Source organism: Lacihabitans sp. CCS-44 (assembly GCF_024343735.1).
Classification (GTDB): domain Bacteria; phylum Bacteroidota; class Bacteroidia; order Cytophagales; family Spirosomataceae; genus Leadbetterella.
The window spans coordinates 95,277-113,926 of the sequence record NZ_RJUE01000053.1 but is presented as its reverse complement, the minus strand read 5'-3'; the positions used below and the strand labels follow the sequence as shown (position 1 = coordinate 113,926).

Genomic DNA, 18,650 nt, shown 5'->3' with positions numbered 1-18,650 from the left:
TTGACAAAATTAATTCTAAATCGTGGTAATGGCAAATTGACAGATTCTGGATGCTTTTAGGAATGTTATTCTTTAGATAAATTTAATAATATCTTTAAATAGTACCATTTAATAAATATTTGGATAAAATTCTGATTTTGAAACATCAACCATTTACGCCTGAAAATTAGCCTTTTATATATTTCTGATTTCGGATTCAAGATATAGGTATAAAATTGCACGATAATTGTGTCTAAAAAAAATAATAAAAACTTTGAACCTTTTGAAAGTTTCCTAAGTTTTCATCGGTATGCAGCAAAGAATTATTGATACCGCAGAGTCTATGTTTTTTCGTTTCGGAATCCGAAGCGTTACTATGGACGACATTGCCAAGGAGCTGGGTATTTCTAAAAAAACTATTTACCATTATTTTACAGATAAGGACGATTTAGTAGAGAAAGTGACCTCGCATTCTTTAAGCAGCGAAATGTGCAAAACAGAACTCATATACGAGCAATCGCAGAATCCGATAGAAGAGATGATAAACTCTACCAAGATGATGCGAGAAATGCTCCAAAACGTAAACGCTGTACTGTTTTATGACATGAAGAAATACCACCCGAAGTCTTGGGCAAAGTATGTGGAGTTTAAACAAGGTTTTTTGGAAATTGTGAAAAGAAACCTCTCAAACGGCATAAGTCAAAAGCTCTACAGACCTGATATCGACGTAGACATACTTGCCAAACTCAGGGTAGAAATTGTAGATCTGGCATTCAATATAGAATATTTTCCACCTAGTAGTTATAATCTCCTCAATGTACAGCTAGAAAGCATAGACCATTTTATGCGGGGAATCGTTACCACAAAAGGACTAGAAATTTACGAAAAAACACGTTTAGCAATTTAATATTTATGAAAAAAACAAAACTATTACTACTGGCATTTATGGCGATCTTGATTGCAACAAATGCCCAAGCACAGTCTGCCTTTTCGATAGAGGAAGCGGTGGATTATGCTACAAAAAACCACCCGAATGTAAAAAATGCAATAATAGGTACTCAAGATGCTGAGTTGCAGATAAAGGAGATTAAATATGCGGGTATGCCGCAAATCAATGGGCAATTTGGCTATACTTACAATGCAATTGTGCCAACCCAATTGATTGATGCTAAAAACTTCAACCCAGAGGCGGCTCCAGGTGAGGTGGTAAAGTTTAAGTTTGGTGTGCCTTGGGGTGGCCAGGCGGGTATTGGTGTTAATCAGTTGATATTTGATGCAAGCTGGTTGGTTGGTTTAAGAGCTGCGGATACTTACAGATTAATGGCAAGTCAAGATTTAACTAAGTCTAAGGTTACTGTGGCAGAGAATGTCATTAAGGCTTATTATTCAGCTCTGGTAGCTGAGCAAAGGGCTAAGATTTTGGATCTGAATATTTCTAGAATGGACTCGGCCATATATCAGACGGAACAATACCTGAAACAAGGATTTGTGGAGAAAATTGATGTCGACAGATTGAATGTTCAACGAAATAATCTCATCACCGAAAAACAAAAACTCAATAACTTGATAAGCCTGACTTACCAATTGTTGAAGTTTCAGATGTCTTACCCACAAGACGCCCGTATTACTCTCAAAGAAAAACTGAACAACGACGACGTGAAAATCCTCAGAAATCTGGTTGGCGAAGAGGTTAATCCTGAAAATAGGATAGAGTTTTTACAACTCCAGACATCAAAAAAACTGACACTTTTAAATGTAGAAAGAATGCAGAAAGGCGTATTTCCTTCGGTTTCATTTAGTGGTAGTTTGGGTGCTGGTCACAGTAATACCGTTTTTAATCCTTTCGAAAAATGGTTCGGTTCGTCGGCTCTTACGTTGGGAGTTAGAATTCCAATTTATGATTCGGGAGTGAGAAAGGTTCAGATCGAACGTCAAAGATTAAACGTAATCAAAATTGATAATGGAGTTGAGATTCTGAAGGAGTCATTCAAACTTGAGAACGAGCAAGCAAAAATCAATATTAAGAACGGTTTTGAGGCATTGGATATCCAAACACGTAACATGGATTTGGCTGAGGAAGTTGTGAGAGTTACTAAAATCAAATACCAACAAGGCCTAGGAACAAACTTGGAGATTGTAAACGCTGAGTCGGACTTGAAACAAGCTCAAAACAATTATTTCAGTGCATTATATGACGTGCTTATAGCCAAAGTAGATTTGGATAAAGCACACGGAAAATTAATAAAACAATAAAAACTATTATATCGAAAATAAAATGAAAAAAACATTCACTAGCATACTATTAATGAGTCTGATGGTTTTTGTCACCGTTTCTTGTGGCAAAAAAGAAGACAATTCGTTGGCAGGTAAAAAAGCCCAATTGGTAGAACTTCAAAAGCAAGCCACTACACTTACAAGCAAAATACAAGCCTTGCAGAGCGAGCTTGACAAACTTGAGCCAAATAAAGAAGAGAAAATCAAAACGGTATCTGTTACTCCAGTTATTACCCAAAACTTCCAGCATTTTGTGGAGGCTACAGGAAGACTTGAAGCTGAAAATAATGTTTTTGTAAGCCCGCAAACAGGCGGAGCACTTACCAAAGTATTTGTAAAAATTGGAGATTTTGTATCTAAAGGACAAAAAATAGCGACAATTGATAACTCAATACTTAGAAACTCGATGCAAGAAGTGGAGATCCAGCTAGAGACTGCAAAGACTATTTTTGAAAGGCAAAAAAATCTTTGGGATCAGAAAATCGGTACAGAAGTACAATATATACAAGCAAAATCTGCGGTAGAATCTCTTGAAAGGAGAATCAATACCCTTAAATCACAAGATGTGCTAAATGTAGTCGTAGCTCCAATATCTGGAGTTGTGGATGAAGTTAGGTTAAAAGCTGGCGAAATTGCTGCCCCTGGGGTAGGTATATTGAGAATAGTGAACTTCAACGAATTGAAAGTGGTTGCCAATGTGCCAGATACTTATGCAGGAACAATAGCAAAAGGCGATATGGTTAAAATCAAATTCCCTGACCTACAGAAAGAAATCTCAGCTAAACTTTCTTATGTAAGCCAAACTATCAATCAGGTTTCAAGAACTTTTACTGTAGAAGCTAAAGTGCCCATGACAGACAAATCTTTTAAGCCAAATCTTACGGCTTTGGTAACTATAAACGACCAGTCGACAGGCGGAGCAATAGTTATACCTCAAAACTATATTCAGAACACAGAGCAGGGTTCTATAGTGTATATAGCTACAACAGAAGGCAACAAAAAAATAGCGAGAGCCAAAATAGTAAAAACTGGACTATCGTATGATGGTAAAATTGAAATAAAATCAGGCCTAACTGTGGGGGATGCTCTGATAACAGAAGGTTACCAAGAAATAGTAGATGGCCAAGCCATCAATTATTAAGAAAATAATCAAATCCGAATTCAAGGCATCTATCGTTTTGCGAGAGTTTTGGGTGGAGATTTAACAAAATTAAATAATATTTTAAAATGACTGATAACAACAACATGCACGATTCGGATCAACTTCCCGAAGGCAAAGGGTTTATCTATAATATGATTGGAGGTTTGTCCAAAAACAAAACCACTGTCTATTTGATAACATTTTTGGTGACAATTGCAGGATATTTTATATTCAACGGCCTTCCTAAGGAGCAATTTCCAGAAATCGTTGTGCCCCAGATAGTTGTTCAGACTGTTTATGCGGGAACAACTCCAGTAGATATAGAAAACCTAATCAATAAGCCACTTGAAAAACAGCTCAAATCTGAAAAGGGAGTAAAAAGTATAAAATCAAATGCCCTTCAAGATGTATCTGTAATAATTGTCGAGTTTGATACTGATGTAGAAATACCAATTGCTAAAGAACGAGTAAAAAGTGCAATAGATAAGGCAAAGCGTGACTTGCCAGCAGACCTTACCCAAAATCCTACCGCCGCTGAAGTAAATTTCTCGGAGTTTCCTATCATGAATATTAACTTATCGGGCGATTTTCCACTTGATAAATTGAAAAAATATGGTGAGCAGCTGCAAGATAAAATTGAGGCAATGACAGAAATCACACGTGTAGACATAGTGGGAGCACTAAACCGTGAGATTCAAATTAACTTAGATGTAGCCAAAATGAAGTCTTATGGCATAACTTTTTATGACATTCAAGCAGCTATTCAGGGCGAAAACGTGAATATTTCAGGGGGAGAACTGAATGTTGACAATGTTCGTCGATCGTTACGTGTAGCAGGAGAATTTAAGAGTATGGCTCAGATTCAAAACGTAATCATACGCTCAGGTCAGGGAGCTACTGTAAGGTTGGGTGATGTAGCAGAAGTAGTTGATTCTAATGCTGAACGCCAAGATTTTGCAAGATTAGATAACAAGTCAGTTGTTACTTTAAATGTAATTAAGCGTGGTGGAGAGAACTTGGTTATAGCTTCTGAAAAAATAGAAAAAGTATTAGAAGAGTTTAAAAAAGGCGAAATGCCAGAAGGTATAAAAATAGCCATTACAGCAGATCAAAGCGAAAGAACAAAGGGAGATATAAACGACCTAATCAACACGGTGATATTAGGTTTTATATTTGTGGTATTGGTATTGATGTTTTTTATGGGTGTAAAAGACGCCATTTTTGTAGGTTTGTCTGTACCGCTTTCTGCCTTATTAGCTTTCTATCCACTATTGTTGATGGGTTTTACATTAAATACAATGGTACTTTTTGCATTTTTATTGGGTTTAGGTATAGTAGTTGACGACGCCATTGTGGTCATCGAAAACTCACACCGCCTATTTAATAAGCATAAAGAGCTCACCATTGTGGAAGCCGTAAAACTGGCTGCATCTGAGGTTTTTGTGCCAGTTCTTTCGGGTACGCTTACCACTATTGCACCGTTTTTCCCGCTTTTATTTTGGGACGGACTCATAGGTGAGTTTATGAAATACCTGCCTTATACTTTAATATTTACACTAATAGCTTCTTTGATTGTAGCTTATGTAATGAACCCAATCTTCGCCATATCATTTATGAGACGTGAAGAAGAGGAGAAAAAGGAAAAAGTAAACTGGGCAGCTATAAAAATGCCTTTGATAGTATTGGGTGGAATAGCCATTTTGTGTTATTTAATATCTTTTGGTGGGAATACACTTTTCAGAGGAGTTGCCAACTTTACTGTATTTATAATAATACTTTATATTTTTAATCATTTTATTCTTACTCCAAAGGTCATCATCCCTTTTCAAGAAAGACTTTTGCCAGCCCTAAAGAACAATTATAAAAAACTGATTACTTGGCTTATAAAAGGCTGGAGGCCAGCATATGCCGTTTTAAGTATGGTTGGGCTCTTATTCTTCACAGGTTTTATGATGGGCGTAGTTAAACCTGAAGTTATATTTTTCCCTAGTGCTGAGCCAGACTATATATACGTTTACAATGTAATGCCAATCGGAACGGATGCCGTAAAAACCGACCAAGTTACTCGAGAAATTGAAAAGAGAGTTTTTGAAGTTATAAAAGAAAATAAGGCCGAAATAGCTATTAACTCTGTAATTTCTAATGTGGGTAAAAATGCCGGAGACCCGATGTTACCTGACCGCTCAGCTACACCTCACAAGTCTAAAGTGACAGTAGCATTTGTAAGTAAAGGCGAAAGAAATGGTATTTCGTCTCAAGAATTGCTAAACAAAGTTCGTACGAAGCTGGAAGGCATACCTGGCACTGAGATATCTGTACAACGTGAAAACAATGGACCACCAACGGGTAAACCGGTATCAATAGAGATAGTAGGTAAGGAGTTTGACGAAATGCTTAATATCGAAAAGCAAGTTAGAGCCAAAATTGCTGCAGCAGGTATCAAAGGTATTGAAGAGCTAAAGTCTGATTTGGTAACCAACAAACCAGAAATTATAGTAAATGTTGACAGGGAAAAAGCGTCTCGTGAAGGTATAAGCTCATCTCAAGTAGCTATGGCTATTCGTACTGCTTTGTTTGGTACAGAGATTTCTAAGTTCAGGGATTCTGACGAAGAATATCCAATACAACTTCGACTGAAGCAAGAGGATAGAAATCAGGTTGAAAAATTGTTGAGCATGAACATTACTTACCGCGACATGAACATGGGTGGAGTATTGCGAAATGTACCTCTAGCATCAATTGCCGACATAAGCTATACCACTACGTTTTCGCAAATAAATCGCAAGGACAACGAGCGAATCATCACCTTGGGTTCTGATGTTATATCGCCTTTTAACGCTACGGAAGTGAATACTCAGATTTTTGATGCTATAGGTAGCATTGAATTACCTTCTGGCTATACGATCAGACAAGGCGGCGAGCAAGAAGAGCAAGCCAAAACTGGAGCGTTTTTGGTTTCAGCGTTTGGCGTGGCCTTAATCATGATTTACCTCATATTGGCTGCTCAGTTTAACTCTATTATTAAACCAATTATCATATTCGTGACCATTTTGTTGAGCTTAATAGGTGTAATGATAGGCTTCATGATAGCTGGCAAAACGTTTTCTGTACTAATGTCGGGGGTTGGTGTAATCGCACTCGCGGGAATAGTAGTGAAAAACGGCATATTAATCATCGAGTTTACTGACGAGCTACTAGCTAGAGGATATAACCTAAAGGATGCAATTGTTGAAGCAGGAGCTACACGTCTTACTCCTGTATTGCTTACCGCAGCCTCTGCAGTACTTGGTCTTATTCCGTTGGCGTTTGGTCTTACAGTTGATTTCGGAGCCATGTTCGTCGACCTTAACCCAGTAGTACACACAGGTGGAGATAGTGCCGTATTCTGGAATATATTGGCTTGGACTATAATTTATGGCCTTACATTTTCTACTATACTTACCTTGCTTATAGTACCTTGTATGTATTACATCAATGAGCGTTTGAAAGTTAAACTTTGGAAAAAGTAATAGTCAAAATCAATATTATTAGAAAGACCTCTCATCTGAATGGGAGGTCTTTTTGGTTTTCAGGATTCTTTCAGAGTATAAAACACTTTTGAGCTTTCTGAATATTTTTGTTTTGATTTAATTCATTTTCAGTTTATGCTACTTGATATTTACTGCAGAATAATCTTATTATCTTAAGAGAGACAAGCTAGATAGAACTATGATTTCATAGGAATTGAATATTTAAGTTGTTTTTTCTGGATGGAGAAATCTATAAGTTGATTTTTTTAATTTCATTAGCTGCAATAAAGCAAATTTTGTGAAAAACTCTTAAATTGTGTCCTTAACCAATATAAAAGTATGGGCAAATTTCACGAAACAATAAAACCGTCTCACAAGGAGTTCATCGAAAATCAGCATATATTTTTCGTTTCAACAGCTCCTTTGAGCGAAAACGGGAGAGTTAACCTTTCGCCTAAAGGCCTTGATTGTTTTCGGGTTCTGGGAGAAAACAAAGTTGGGTACATGGATTTGATTAGTAGTGGAAATGAAACATCGGCTCATACGCTCGAAAACGGGAGAATTACCTTTATGTTTTGTTCGTTCGACAAGAATCCATTGATAATGAGGCTTTATGGAAAGGCTTTTACAGTTGTGAAGGACTCCGAAAAATGGGAAGAATACGCCCCAAACTTTGAGATTTACCCAAGTACAAGACAAATTATTGTTGCAGAAATAGATTTAGTCCAAACTTCCTGTGGATTTGGTGTGCCGTTTTTCGATTATAAGGGTGAAAGAGATATCCATTTCAAATGGGCTGAACAACAAGGTGAAGATGGGCTAAAGGCTTATATACAAGAAAAGAACTTAGTAAGTTTGGACGGATTACCTACAGACATTAGTTTGTAGTTTTTGAGTTTTTTTTTGCAAAAACATTTCAAGACAGCGGTGCATCGTTGTCAAATTACTTTTAACTTTTAGCTGAATGATACGAATTCTGCAAAAATATGCTTAAGACATTCTCAAACCTATGGCTTCTAAAAGTAAAGATGCATTGAAGCTTTTGCACACACCTTCTTTTATAAGATAATCAAAAATAAGCTCTCCGTTGGCTGTGGAGTATTCAAAATAAAAGTTTTTAACCTTATCGGTATATTTTGCGGAAATTTCCGACAACCTCAAATCATGGGTAGCGAGCAGTGCGATGGCGTTTTCGTTAACAAGTTTTTCAAAGAGAGCCATCGAGCCTTTTAGTTTGTCTTCGGAGTTGGTTCCTCTCAGCATTTCGTCTATCAGAAATATGTGCAGTTTGCCATTATTCAGTGCTGCGAGTACCAGTTTTATACGTTCTATTTCCGCCTTGAAAGTGGAGGCATTTTCGAAGATGGAATCCGTAATTCGCATATAACAAATGGGCTCCATTCCGAGTCGCAAACTTAATTTTCTGGCAAAAACTGGTGCTCCCATATTGGCCAATATCAAGTTTATGCCTCCCGTTCTTAAAAATGTGCTTTTGCCTGACATATTGCTGCCGGTGATCAGGTTTACCCTGTTTTGATCATTGAGTTCAAAATCATTGCAGACGGTTTTGTGACCTTTAATGAGCGGATGGCCTATTTGAGTGGCAGAGATGAAACTTCGGTCTTCTTCATGAAAATCGGGTAAACACCATTCTGGATTATTGAAATGCAAAGTCCCAAGGCTTGCGTAATACTCTAGCATGGCGATGGCCCTAAATATCTCATTAAAAAAATTGGGGTTTCGTTCTATCCATTCGCCCATCTTCAGAGTTTCTATGGGTTCAAAAGGTCTCGCACTTATCAAAAAGAGTGAGGCAATCATGTTTTTACGCATCTCCAAACGCTTCACAATCAACGAAAAGTTTTCTATTGGATTTTTAGATTTCAAGTCAGCCCTTGGAAAATCTTTTAGAGCTTCTTGTAAAATTTTGGAAGTAAATTCTTCATTGGCAATTAGTTCAGCTGCTTTTGAGAAACTCTGCAAAGCTCGACAAGTTACTGATATTTGTTCGAGATAAGGCTCCGTGATTTTCTTATTGAGGCCATTCAGATAAAAATGAAAAAGGACCAAACCCCCAATTCCAAAACCAATTCCTTCGAATTTTAGAAAATAAAAACCCACAAACAAGGCCAGCCAAACCAATGTAACGATTTTGCCATAATATTTCAAAAAAGTACCAAATGTCAATTTTGGCGGAACTGAAATTTTGGATATTTGATGAGAAGAATCAGCCTGTGAAATTGGAATATGAACCAAAGAAGCCAAGAACTTCAGTCGCCAAGTGGTTTTTTCTTTTAATTCTGTTGTCGCTTCTTGTTTTTTTTGCAAAACCTCTCCATCGGATTCTATCTCCAACATGTTTTTTGCCAATAACTCTAATCCCCATCTGGTTTTTGCACGATTTAGGAGCTGAAAAAGTGAGTTCTGGCCAAATAAATCTAAATCTGCAGAAAATATATGATGCGGGTTTGAAAAATCGCTTCCATCTCCATAAACCGAGTTAGCTTCGTTGTTTACAATGCCAATTTCATTCTTAATTAAAGCCTGTTGATTATCATTTAGGAGTAAATCTTCTTCAGTTTTTTCATGATATTTTACCAAATAATAAAATCCACCCAAAAAAACGATTAATGCGATGACGCCCAAATAGGGATTAATGGAAAACGCTTTTATCAAACCAAGCAAGCCGATAATCAGGAAAACCAGACGATAGGAGGAGGTTTTATTATAGGTTTTTTGTAGAACTTCTTTGTTTTCTAATAGTGACTCAAGTTGTGTTTGGTAGAACTGTATCATTGAATAATCGGGTTGAAAAGGCAAAAATAATTGAGAATTAATCAAATAACGGCTCAAATGTCTATTTTTGTTCCATGTCTTCCTTTTTTGAAACCAAAATAGAATCCCTACGAGGCGTTGGCCCACAAAAGGCCGAATGGCTAAACAAAGAGCTGGGAATATTTACCTTCGCTGACTTGCTCGAATATTATCCGTTCAGGCACGAAGACCGCACTGCTTTTCACCGAATAGCCGACATAACAGAGGATATGTTTGCGGCACAAATAGTTGGAAGAATAGCTTCTATTGAACTGATTGGAAGCGGCGTGGGCAAACAACGACTGGTAGCGACTTTCAGAGATTCTACCAGCCACATGGAGTTGGTGTGGTTCCAGAGCATCACGTATTTTCAGAAATATCTCAAAATAAATGCCGAGTACGTGGTGTATGGCAAGCCCGTTTGGTTTGGCGGAAACTACTCCATAACACATCCAGAAATAGAACTTCTCACGCCGAGCAATACTAAAAAAGGCTATTTTCAGGCGATATATTCTCTTACTGAAAAACTCCGTAAAAGATATATTGAAAGCAAGTTGATAAGTATTTGGGTCAAAAATCTTTTGGACATTGCGGATCCATACATCAACGAAACCATTCCAGACTCTTTACTCACAAAATATAGGTTGGTAGCAAAAAAGCACGCTTTGAGGTGGTTGCATGTCCCGAAATCTCAGGCCGAACTGCACCAAGCACAACGTAGATTAAAGTTTGAAGAGCTTTTTTATAATCAGCTGAGACTTATAAAGTTGAGTTTGGTTCGAAAAAACGATTATGCAGGTCAAGTTTTCCAAAAAACGGCTTTAATTACAGAATTTTATAACAATCACTTACCCTTTGATCTTACGGGTGCCCAAAAAAGGGTCATCAAAGAAATATTTCTCGATTTGAAATCGGGCAAACAGATGAATCGTCTGATTCAGGGTGATGTTGGAAGTGGGAAGACTATTGTGGCGTTTATTTCTATGCTTATGGCCATTGACAGCGGTGCACAGGCTTGTATGATGGCTCCAACTGAGATTTTGGCTCAACAACATTACGCCAATTTGAAAAAATATGGCGATTTGTTGGGGGTAAGCATTGAAATCCTGACGGGTTCTTCCAAGAAAAAGGAACGGGCCGTAATTCATGAAGCTTTGTTGAATGGCGAATTGAAAATACTGGTAGGCACTCATGCACTTTTGGAAGACATCGTGCAGTTTAAAAATCTTGGACTTTGTGTTATCGACGAGCAACACCGTTTTGGCGTGGCACAGCGGGCTAAACTTTGGGAGAAAAATAAGAATTTCTATCCCCACATGATGGTCATGACAGCCACGCCGATTCCGAGAACTTTGGCCATGACGCTTTTTGGAGATTTGGATCACTCTGAAATAGACGAAATGCCACCAGGTAGAAAACCGATTATAACGGTGCATCGCTATGATGCCAATAGGCTTAAGGTTTTTGAATTTATGCGAGACGAACTCAAGAAGGGCCGCCAGATTTATATGGTTTTTCCACTCATTGAAGAATCAGAAAAGTTGGATTTAAAGAATCTTTATGATGGTTATGAATCCATAGAACGTGCGTTTCCAGGTGTTCCGTTGAGTATTGTCCATGGCAAAATGAAGCCTAAGGACAAAGAATACGAAATGCAACGCTTCAAAAAAGGAGAAACCAAAATAATGGTGGCCACCACCGTGATAGAAGTTGGAGTTGACGTACCCAATGCCAGCGTGATGGTGATAGAAAGTGCCCAACGATTTGGTTTGTCTCAGTTGCACCAGTTGCGGGGTAGAGTGGGTAGGGGAGCAGATCAATCGTTTTGTATTCTGATGACTGACTATAAACTTTCAAAAGATACCCAAAAACGTTTACAAACCATGGTGCAAACCGAAAACGGTTTTGTGATTTCTCAAGTGGATCTTGAACTCCGTGGACCGGGTGATATGGGAGGAACCCAACAAAGTGGCCTTATAGACCTTAAAATAGCCAACCTAGCCAAAGATGAAGGAATCTTGAAAATAGCTCGTGAGGAGGCATTTAAGATACTCAAAAGCGACCCTGAACTCGAAATGGCAGACCATTTGCCCATTAAACTTCATATTGACAAAATCAAGAACAAAGAATTGAGCTGGAATAGAATTAGTTGAGTTCCAGTTAGGACACGGATTTATACAGATTCGACACGGATTGAATTTTTAATAGACAATTGAATATCAGTTTGAGCTAATAAATTGTTCAAGTTTATTAAATGAGCATTCATTTAAATATTATTAAATAAGTCATTCCCTCTAATTAAACATAATCATTGGTGGCTTAAAACTATTTTTGAAACTATTTTTTCTATATTTACAAACAAAAAATATTCAACCCAATAAATGAAAACTTTCAATATCAATCGCCGCCATTTTCTTAAAGGTGCGGCTGCAACACTTGCTTTGAGCCACTTTGGTGCAAACGCCATGGACATTCTGAATCCCAACAAAACCTACCGTGTGGCATTGATTGGTACAGGTTGGTATGGCAAAAGCGACCTTTTTCGACTTATTCAAGTGGCTTCTGTAGACGTTGTGGCACTTTGTGACGTAGATAAAAACATGCTCAATGCCGCTGCCGACTTGGTTTCTAAAAGACAAAGCTCTGGCAAAAGACCAAAACTTTATGGCGATTATCGTAAGCTTTTGAAAGAGAACGAATTGGACATCGTGCTCATCGGTACACCAGACCATTGGCACTCATTGATGATGATAGATGCTGTGAAAGCTGGAGCTAACGTATATGTCCAAAAGCCTATCAGTGTGGATGTGATGGAGGGCGAAGCAATGGTAGCTGCTGCCCGAAAATACAACAAAGTAGTGCAAGTAGGCACACAACGAAAAAGTACACCTCACCTGATAGAGGCAAAAAAGAATATTATAGACGCTGGAATGTTGGGCAAAATAAAACATGTAGAAATGTGCTGTTATTATTCAATGAGAAACACCTCCAACCCTCCACTGGAACCCGTTCCAGACTTTTTTGACTATGAAATGTGGACAGGGCCTGCTCCATTGCGTCCTTACGACGGCATTCCGCACATACGTTGGTGGAGAACATTTATGGAATATGGCAACGGTATCACGGGGGACATGTGCGTACACATGTACGACACCGCCAGATGGATGTTGGGATTAGGTTGGCCGAAAAAAATAAGTGCAGTTGGAGGAATTTATATGAACAAAGAAGCCAAATCAAACATTGCGGACACACAAACCGCTGTTTTTGAGCATGATGAACTGAATTGTGTTTGGACGCACCGCTCTTGGGGAACTCCTCCTGACCCAGATTATCCTTGGGCATTGTTTATTTACGGCGAAAAAGGTACTCTAAAGGCATCAACCATGCGGTATGATTTTATTCCGAATGGAAAAACCAATGGAGAAAAAATACACAAAGATGTGGTTTTTGAAAAAGAAAAATATCCTGAAGATTTGACCGAAGAAAGAATTGAGCTTAATGCCGCCCCAGCTACTAGGTTACACATGTTGGATTTTCTGGGAGCTATAGAAAACAAAACAAAACCTGTTGCTGATATCTTGGAAGGGCATATATCTACTGCAAGTTGCATTTTGGCCAATATTTCGATGGAACTGGGTCGTCCGGTAGTTTATGACCCTGTAAAGAAGATTATCGTTGGTGATAAAGAAGCAACAGCAAAATTGACTAGAAAGTATCGTCAGCCTTGGGCTCATCCTGATTACAAGAATGTTTAGGATCTCAAATTGTCATTAATAACAGTTGACAACTTTCTAAAAGTTGTCCAACTGTAGGCAAAAAAAATACCTTCGATGCGAATCGAAGGTATTTTTATAAATATTGATTTCAGATTTTAGAACAATTTTGCTCTATTATCTACGATTTTAGCACTTTCTCTGAGTATTTGTTCTCCTATCATGCCCATGCGGCCCATTCCTGTTCTTTGCTCTACTTGGAGTTTAAACGCAGTATAGTCAGAAATGGCTGGTGCTGGTGTTTTTGCTGTAGTTTCCATCACAAACACACCTGACTCACCTGCGAAAACCTTACTTCTTTGCCCTGCTTTCAAACCAAACAATTTGCCCAAAGCTATAGCATCAAAACCTGCACTGTTCAACATTCCGCTAAAGAAGTTTACATCTGTAACTGTTTCTACCAATGCACCTGCACCATATTTTTTAGAAAGAGCTGTTAGGTCACCTTTTCCATCACCTAGTTTGGCAACGATTTTTTCAGTTTTCTTCTCGTTTCTTACTTTTACAGTAATGGCATCTTTGAAATCCATTGCTTCAGGATTTTCTTTGTCGGCAGAAGCTTTTAGAGCAGCTATAACGTAGGTTTCTCCCAAAACAAAAACTCTATCAGAAACGTCTCCATCCTCGGCATCTTTGCTGTATGCCCAGTTAACGATTTCTCTGGCGTTTTGAATCGTATTTACGTTGGTGCTGTTTGGCAATAAGTTTTCAGCATTCAAAAGCGTCAAAGAATTGTCCTTTTTAACGGCCGCTTCTAAATCTTTTATAGTTTTCGCACTTGCTCTAAGGTTTTCAGCTTTTTGGAATATTTCGTTAGCGGCTAATTCGCCTACTTGAAGTTCTTTGTTAATAGAAGCTAATTTGTATTTGGTGTTTGTCTTTGGCTCGGTAACTTTCACGATGTGATATCCGAAGTCTGTAGTAACAAGATTTGGTATAACACCTGTACCAGAAAAAGCAAATATGGCAGACTCAAACGGCTTAACCATAGCTCCATTATTTTGGAAAGAACCCAAATCTCCACCATTTTGTGCTGTACCATCTGTACCATTTTGGCTAGCAAGCGTTGCAAAATCAACTCCTGATTTGGCTTGGTTCAAGATATCTTGAGCTTTTGTTCTTGCTGCTGCTTTTGCACTGTCTGACATTGTAGAGTCAGATCTAATAAGAATATGACTTGCTCTCACTGTATAAAGAGAATCAGTGTCTGTTCCTTCAAATTTATGAATGCTGTAAGTATTACCTTCTTTAAAAGGACCTACCAATCCTCCTACTATGGCTGTAGAAAGGGCAGCTTTTAGGTCTGGGCTAATTTCATTGGCAGATCTTAAGTATGGAGTTCTGATGTCTGTATTTGAGCTTGCATAAGCTTGAGCGTTGGGTGCTGCGGCAAGGCCTTTGGCTAAAGTTCTGATTTCGATATTCAAGGCAGCACTGTCGTCTTTGGTAGGCGACAATTGGTAAGCCACATAGGTTATGCTTCTGCTGTCAAATGGCGTGAACTCGTCTGTGTGTTTGCCATAATAATCTTTAATTTCGCTGTCCTCTACTTTAATTGTGGAGTCCTGAATAGAGTAAAAAGGTACAAACAAGAACTTACCACTTGCTTTTTCGGTGTTGGCTACATATTCTGCTTTGGCTTCTGCTGTAGTTACAAAAGAGGCTTTGTTCAGAAGATTTGAGTATTTTTCTCTCATTCTGATGGTTTTCAACTCTCTTTTGAAATTATCCCACATGGCTTTTTGAGCGGCAGGCATACTTCCACTTGTATATGATCTTATGAACTCAGCATGCTGAGCGGCATTGAAGTTTCCTTGTTGATCAGAGAATTGTTGTTTCACGTAAGGGTGCATGTTTTTTGCACCTTGAATCAATTCTCTCAATTCATCGTCTGATACAGTGATACCCAACTTCTCGAATTCTTCAACATAAACGTTTTCAAAAATTAGTTTTTCCCAAATCTGCTCTCTTATTTGAGCAATTTCCTGCTCGTTAGCAGATCTTCCTGTTGAGCTTTCCATTTGTAATTTTTGTGCTTCAACTAGGGCCACATATTGTTGATAATCGATTTTTGTGCCGTTTATTTCACCTACTTGATTGGCCGATGAACCAAAAAGTCCTCCGCCTTGGTTAGAAAAAATATCTCCACCCACAATGAATAACAATAATGCTACGGCGATAACCGCTACTGCTATTCCTGATCTTTCTCTGATTTTGTTAACTATTGCCATTTTATTTTTTAAAAAATACTGATTTTCAATTCTTTTTTATTGTGAAAATTTTTTGAGGTGCAAAAATAGGAATATTCCCATTGATTATCAAAGTTTTCTAATTTGTTTTATTTTTTACAAAATTAGTGCCACTCAAAAGTTTGCCCCTTTTGTTTTGGTTTTTATTTTTAAGAGGTACATATCGGCAGTTATAAATAGTGTGCTGCCGTTTTCGCCCCAAGCCAAATTGGCAGTGGCAGCACCAGTTTCAATCCTTCCTAAAAGCTTGCCTTCGGGGCTTAGGATGAGCACGCCACCTGGACCAGTTGTGAATATATTTCCATTTTGATCTACTTTTAGGCCGTCAGGAGCTCCTTGAAGTCCCTGTTGGTTCAGATAGGAAGCATCAAAAAGTAGTTTTCCTTTGCCAACACCTCCGTCTGAATTGATGGGATAGCTCATGATATAGGCTTTAACGTCAGACTGAGCCACATAAAGAGTTTTGTGGTCGGCCGAAAGAGCCACGCCATTCGGTCTTGTCAAATCTTTTATTTCGAGCGTAACTTTTCTGTTTGGAGAAACTCTGTAAACACCGAAGTATTCAATTTCGCGGCTTTTGTCGTCCACAAAGTCTGGAAGTCCGTAAGGTGGATCTGTGAAATATATTTGGCCCGATTTGGATTCGACTACGTCATTTGGACTGTTAAAACGCTTTCCTTCCCAAGAATCGGCCAATGTAAATTTTCCTCCCTTTCCTCCTAAAGGCATTTTTGTGACTCTTCTGTCACCATGTTCGCAAGCTATGAGGTGTTTGCCATCGTTACTAATGGTGAGGCCATTGCTACCAGGTTCGTTGCTATAAGGCATTATTCCGGTATAACCCGAGGGATTGAGGAATTCAGTGATTTTTTCACCTTCTTTCCATTTATAGATAATGTTCGTGGGGACATCAGAAAAGAGCAAATAATTACCGTCTTTTATCCAAACTGGCCCTTCGGACCATTCAAAGCCTTCTCCTAACACTTCGAGTTTGTCTTCAATGTTTAAGAGTTTTGCTAGTTCTGGGTCGTTTTGGATAATCTTGCCGATGGTTTTTGTTTGACCAACAGCTGAATAAGTAATAATAGTTGCAGACAAAAGAGACATCAATTTTTTCATTTTTAAGGTTGATTTTTTAAGGTCTTCGAAATCAAAATTAACGTTTTTTTATAGAATTAAAACAAAAATGAGGAATACCAGTGATTGATATTCCTCATTTTACTCGATTCGATTCTATTTTATTTTGCCTTTTCGTAAATAAAATATGTTCCACCATCTCTTGAAGGTGCAGTGTCTTTTTTAAATCTTCCCACATGCAATTGCCCTTCTTGTATTCTAAACTCAGCAGATTCATTGAGCATATTGAAGTACCCCGTTTCGCACTCCATTAGCTCTGGAGCTCCGGCCATTTTAGTGCTTCCAAGTGTACTTATTTTCATAGAACCTATCCCAGTGTTAGTGTCGAAACCCGTGATAGTTAGTCCACCAAAATACATATTTACTGCGGAATTTCCTGTTATTCTTAGCTCATTTACGTCGTTGGATTCAGTATTGTCAGTCACTTCTAGGGTTATATCACGAGCGTTTGTAACGGCATAACCACATGGAGTGTCTATGGCATCGCCAAGAAATCTGTGTTTCAGAACCCATTTGCCTTCTAAGTTAATGGCAATGGCGGTGTCTGCTTGTACTTCTACTTTGGTACAAGAGTCTATTCTTAAAATTGGCATCAAAAGGCAAATTAATAGTGCTTTGTAAATCATGAAAATTGTTATTTTTATTTTAGACCAATATTTACATCAAATGGTTGCAATAAAGAAGAAATAATTATGTTTTTTTAGTAACCAAAAAGTTAGTAACTATTTGGTTACTAAAAATCGGTTACCTAAATCAAGTATTTTACTTCAAATACGCCCCAATTCCATTTCTTTCGCTATAAATTATCCTGCCTTTTTCGAGTTTTACACCTTCGGCGGGGTCGTTGGCTATGAGCATGGCTCCATCCATGTCCACATAGTCAAGCATAGGCAAAAGTTGGGCAATGGCTGAAATGCCGATACTGGATTCGGTCATGCAGCCCATCATTACTTTCATTTTGGCGGTTCGTGCGGCCTTAATCATTCTAAGAGCTGGGGTTATTCCACCACATTTGGCTAGTTTGATATTTATACCTGAAAAATGACCAATACACTTTTCTACATCAGCCTCTACCACACAACTTTCGTCGGCAATTATTGGTAATTTGGTGTGTTTTATAAGCTCTTTGATGCTGTCAAAATCGTCGGCTTTAAGCGGCTGTTCTATAAACTCAACACCCAATTTTACTAGTTCCTCGGAGTTTCTGATGGTTTCTTCCATTCCCCAGCCAGTGTTGGCATCAACTCTAAAAATAGCTTCAGTCTCCTTTCTGAGGGCCTTTACTATTTCTATGTCGTTGGGCGTGCCTAGTTTTATCTTATAAATCGGGAAATCAAATTCCTTCATTTTTTGAATCATCACGGGTATCTCGTCTATACCGATGGTATAATTCGAAAACGGCACTTTCGAATTGTCCAAACCCAGCATTTTGAATACAGGCTTGCCATTTCGTTGTCCCCAAATGTCATAGGCGGCTATGTCTATGGCACACTGCACGAAATGATTATGCCCAATAAATGGATTCAATGCTTCCCAATATTTAGCAGGATTTTCCCAAACTATGTTTTCTATCATTTCGCGGTTTTCGGCAATTACAGCATCCATAACTTCGGGTGTAATGCCATAATATGGAACTGGCGTGGCCTCTCCGAAACCCGTGATTTTTTTGTCCGATAGCTCTACTATAAAAGTATCTGTCTCGTGTCTGACACCGTGAGCGATTCTGAACGGATATTTGCTTTTGAGAGAGATGGTATGGGTTTTTATTTTCATT

General features: G+C 38.3%; 12 protein-coding genes. 7 read left to right on the top strand and 5 right to left on the bottom strand.

Translation table 11 applies throughout. From position 1 onward, the window contains the following. Positions 1–289 precede the first annotated feature (289 nt). The 5 genes from EGI26_RS08840 to EGI26_RS08820 all read left to right on the top strand — a co-directional run bounded on the left by EGI26_RS08840 (position 290) and on the right by EGI26_RS08820 (position 7,791). On the top strand, positions 290–886 hold the full coding sequence (locus tag EGI26_RS08840) for a TetR/AcrR family transcriptional regulator (protein ID WP_255077772.1): 597 nt from the start codon (positions 290–292) through the stop codon (positions 884–886). Between the two features lie 5 nt (positions 887–891). After that, positions 892–2,232, top strand: a complete 1,341-nt coding sequence (locus tag EGI26_RS08835; RefSeq protein ID WP_255077771.1) for a TolC family protein — start codon at positions 892–894, stop codon at positions 2,230–2,232. Positions 2,233–2,254: 22 nt separating this feature from the next. Further along, positions 2,255–3,394 carry an efflux RND transporter periplasmic adaptor subunit gene (locus tag EGI26_RS08830; RefSeq protein WP_255077770.1) on the top strand — a complete coding sequence of 380 codons (1,140 nt, stop codon included), beginning with the start codon at positions 2,255–2,257 and terminating at the stop codon, positions 3,392–3,394. Between the two features lie 152 nt (positions 3,395–3,546). Beyond that, positions 3,547–6,903: an efflux RND transporter permease subunit gene (locus EGI26_RS08825; RefSeq protein WP_255077878.1), complete on the top strand. Its 3,357-nt coding sequence runs from the start codon at positions 3,547–3,549 to the stop codon at positions 6,901–6,903. 339 nt (positions 6,904–7,242) lie between these two features. Then, entirely contained in the window at positions 7,243–7,791 is a 549-nt protein-coding gene (locus EGI26_RS08820) for a pyridoxamine 5'-phosphate oxidase family protein (RefSeq protein WP_255077769.1), read from the top strand. A 102-nt stretch (positions 7,792–7,893) separates the two neighbouring features. On the opposite strand, the gene EGI26_RS08815 is transcribed toward EGI26_RS08820, so the two are convergent. Further along, positions 7,894–9,699 carry a MutS-related protein gene (locus EGI26_RS08815; RefSeq protein ID WP_255077768.1) on the bottom strand — a complete coding sequence of 602 codons (1,806 nt, stop codon included), beginning with the start codon at positions 9,697–9,699 and terminating at the stop codon, positions 7,894–7,896. Positions 9,700–9,773: 74 nt separating this feature from the next. Between EGI26_RS08815 and recG the strand changes: the two genes are divergently transcribed. Both recG and EGI26_RS08805 read left to right on the top strand, forming a co-directional pair. Beyond that, positions 9,774–11,870, top strand: a complete 2,097-nt coding sequence (recG, locus tag EGI26_RS08810; protein ID WP_255077767.1) for an ATP-dependent DNA helicase RecG — start codon at positions 9,774–9,776, stop codon at positions 11,868–11,870. Between the two features lie 228 nt (positions 11,871–12,098). Then, a complete protein-coding gene (locus EGI26_RS08805) occupies positions 12,099–13,472 on the top strand; it encodes a Gfo/Idh/MocA family oxidoreductase (protein ID WP_255077766.1) in 1,374 nt (457 codons plus the stop codon). 116 nt (positions 13,473–13,588) lie between these two features. Here EGI26_RS08805 and EGI26_RS08800 read toward each other — a convergent pair whose 3' ends face one another. From EGI26_RS08800 to EGI26_RS08785, 4 genes are all read right to left on the bottom strand, one after another. Next, positions 13,589–15,721 (bottom strand): peptidylprolyl isomerase, encoded by a 2,133-nt coding sequence (locus EGI26_RS08800; RefSeq protein ID WP_255077765.1) that lies wholly within the window; start codon positions 15,719–15,721, stop codon positions 13,589–13,591. A 132-nt stretch (positions 15,722–15,853) separates the two neighbouring features. Continuing rightward, entirely contained in the window at positions 15,854–16,858 is a 1,005-nt protein-coding gene (locus EGI26_RS08795) for an SMP-30/gluconolactonase/LRE family protein (protein WP_255077764.1), read from the bottom strand. A 119-nt stretch (positions 16,859–16,977) separates the two neighbouring features. Next, entirely contained in the window at positions 16,978–17,469 is a 492-nt protein-coding gene (locus EGI26_RS08790; RefSeq protein WP_255077763.1) for an META domain-containing protein, read from the bottom strand. 169 nt (positions 17,470–17,638) lie between these two features. Continuing rightward, a complete protein-coding gene (locus EGI26_RS08785; protein ID WP_255077762.1) occupies positions 17,639–18,649 on the bottom strand; it encodes a dipeptide epimerase in 1,011 nt (336 codons plus the stop codon). Position 18,650: the final 1 nt, after the last annotated feature.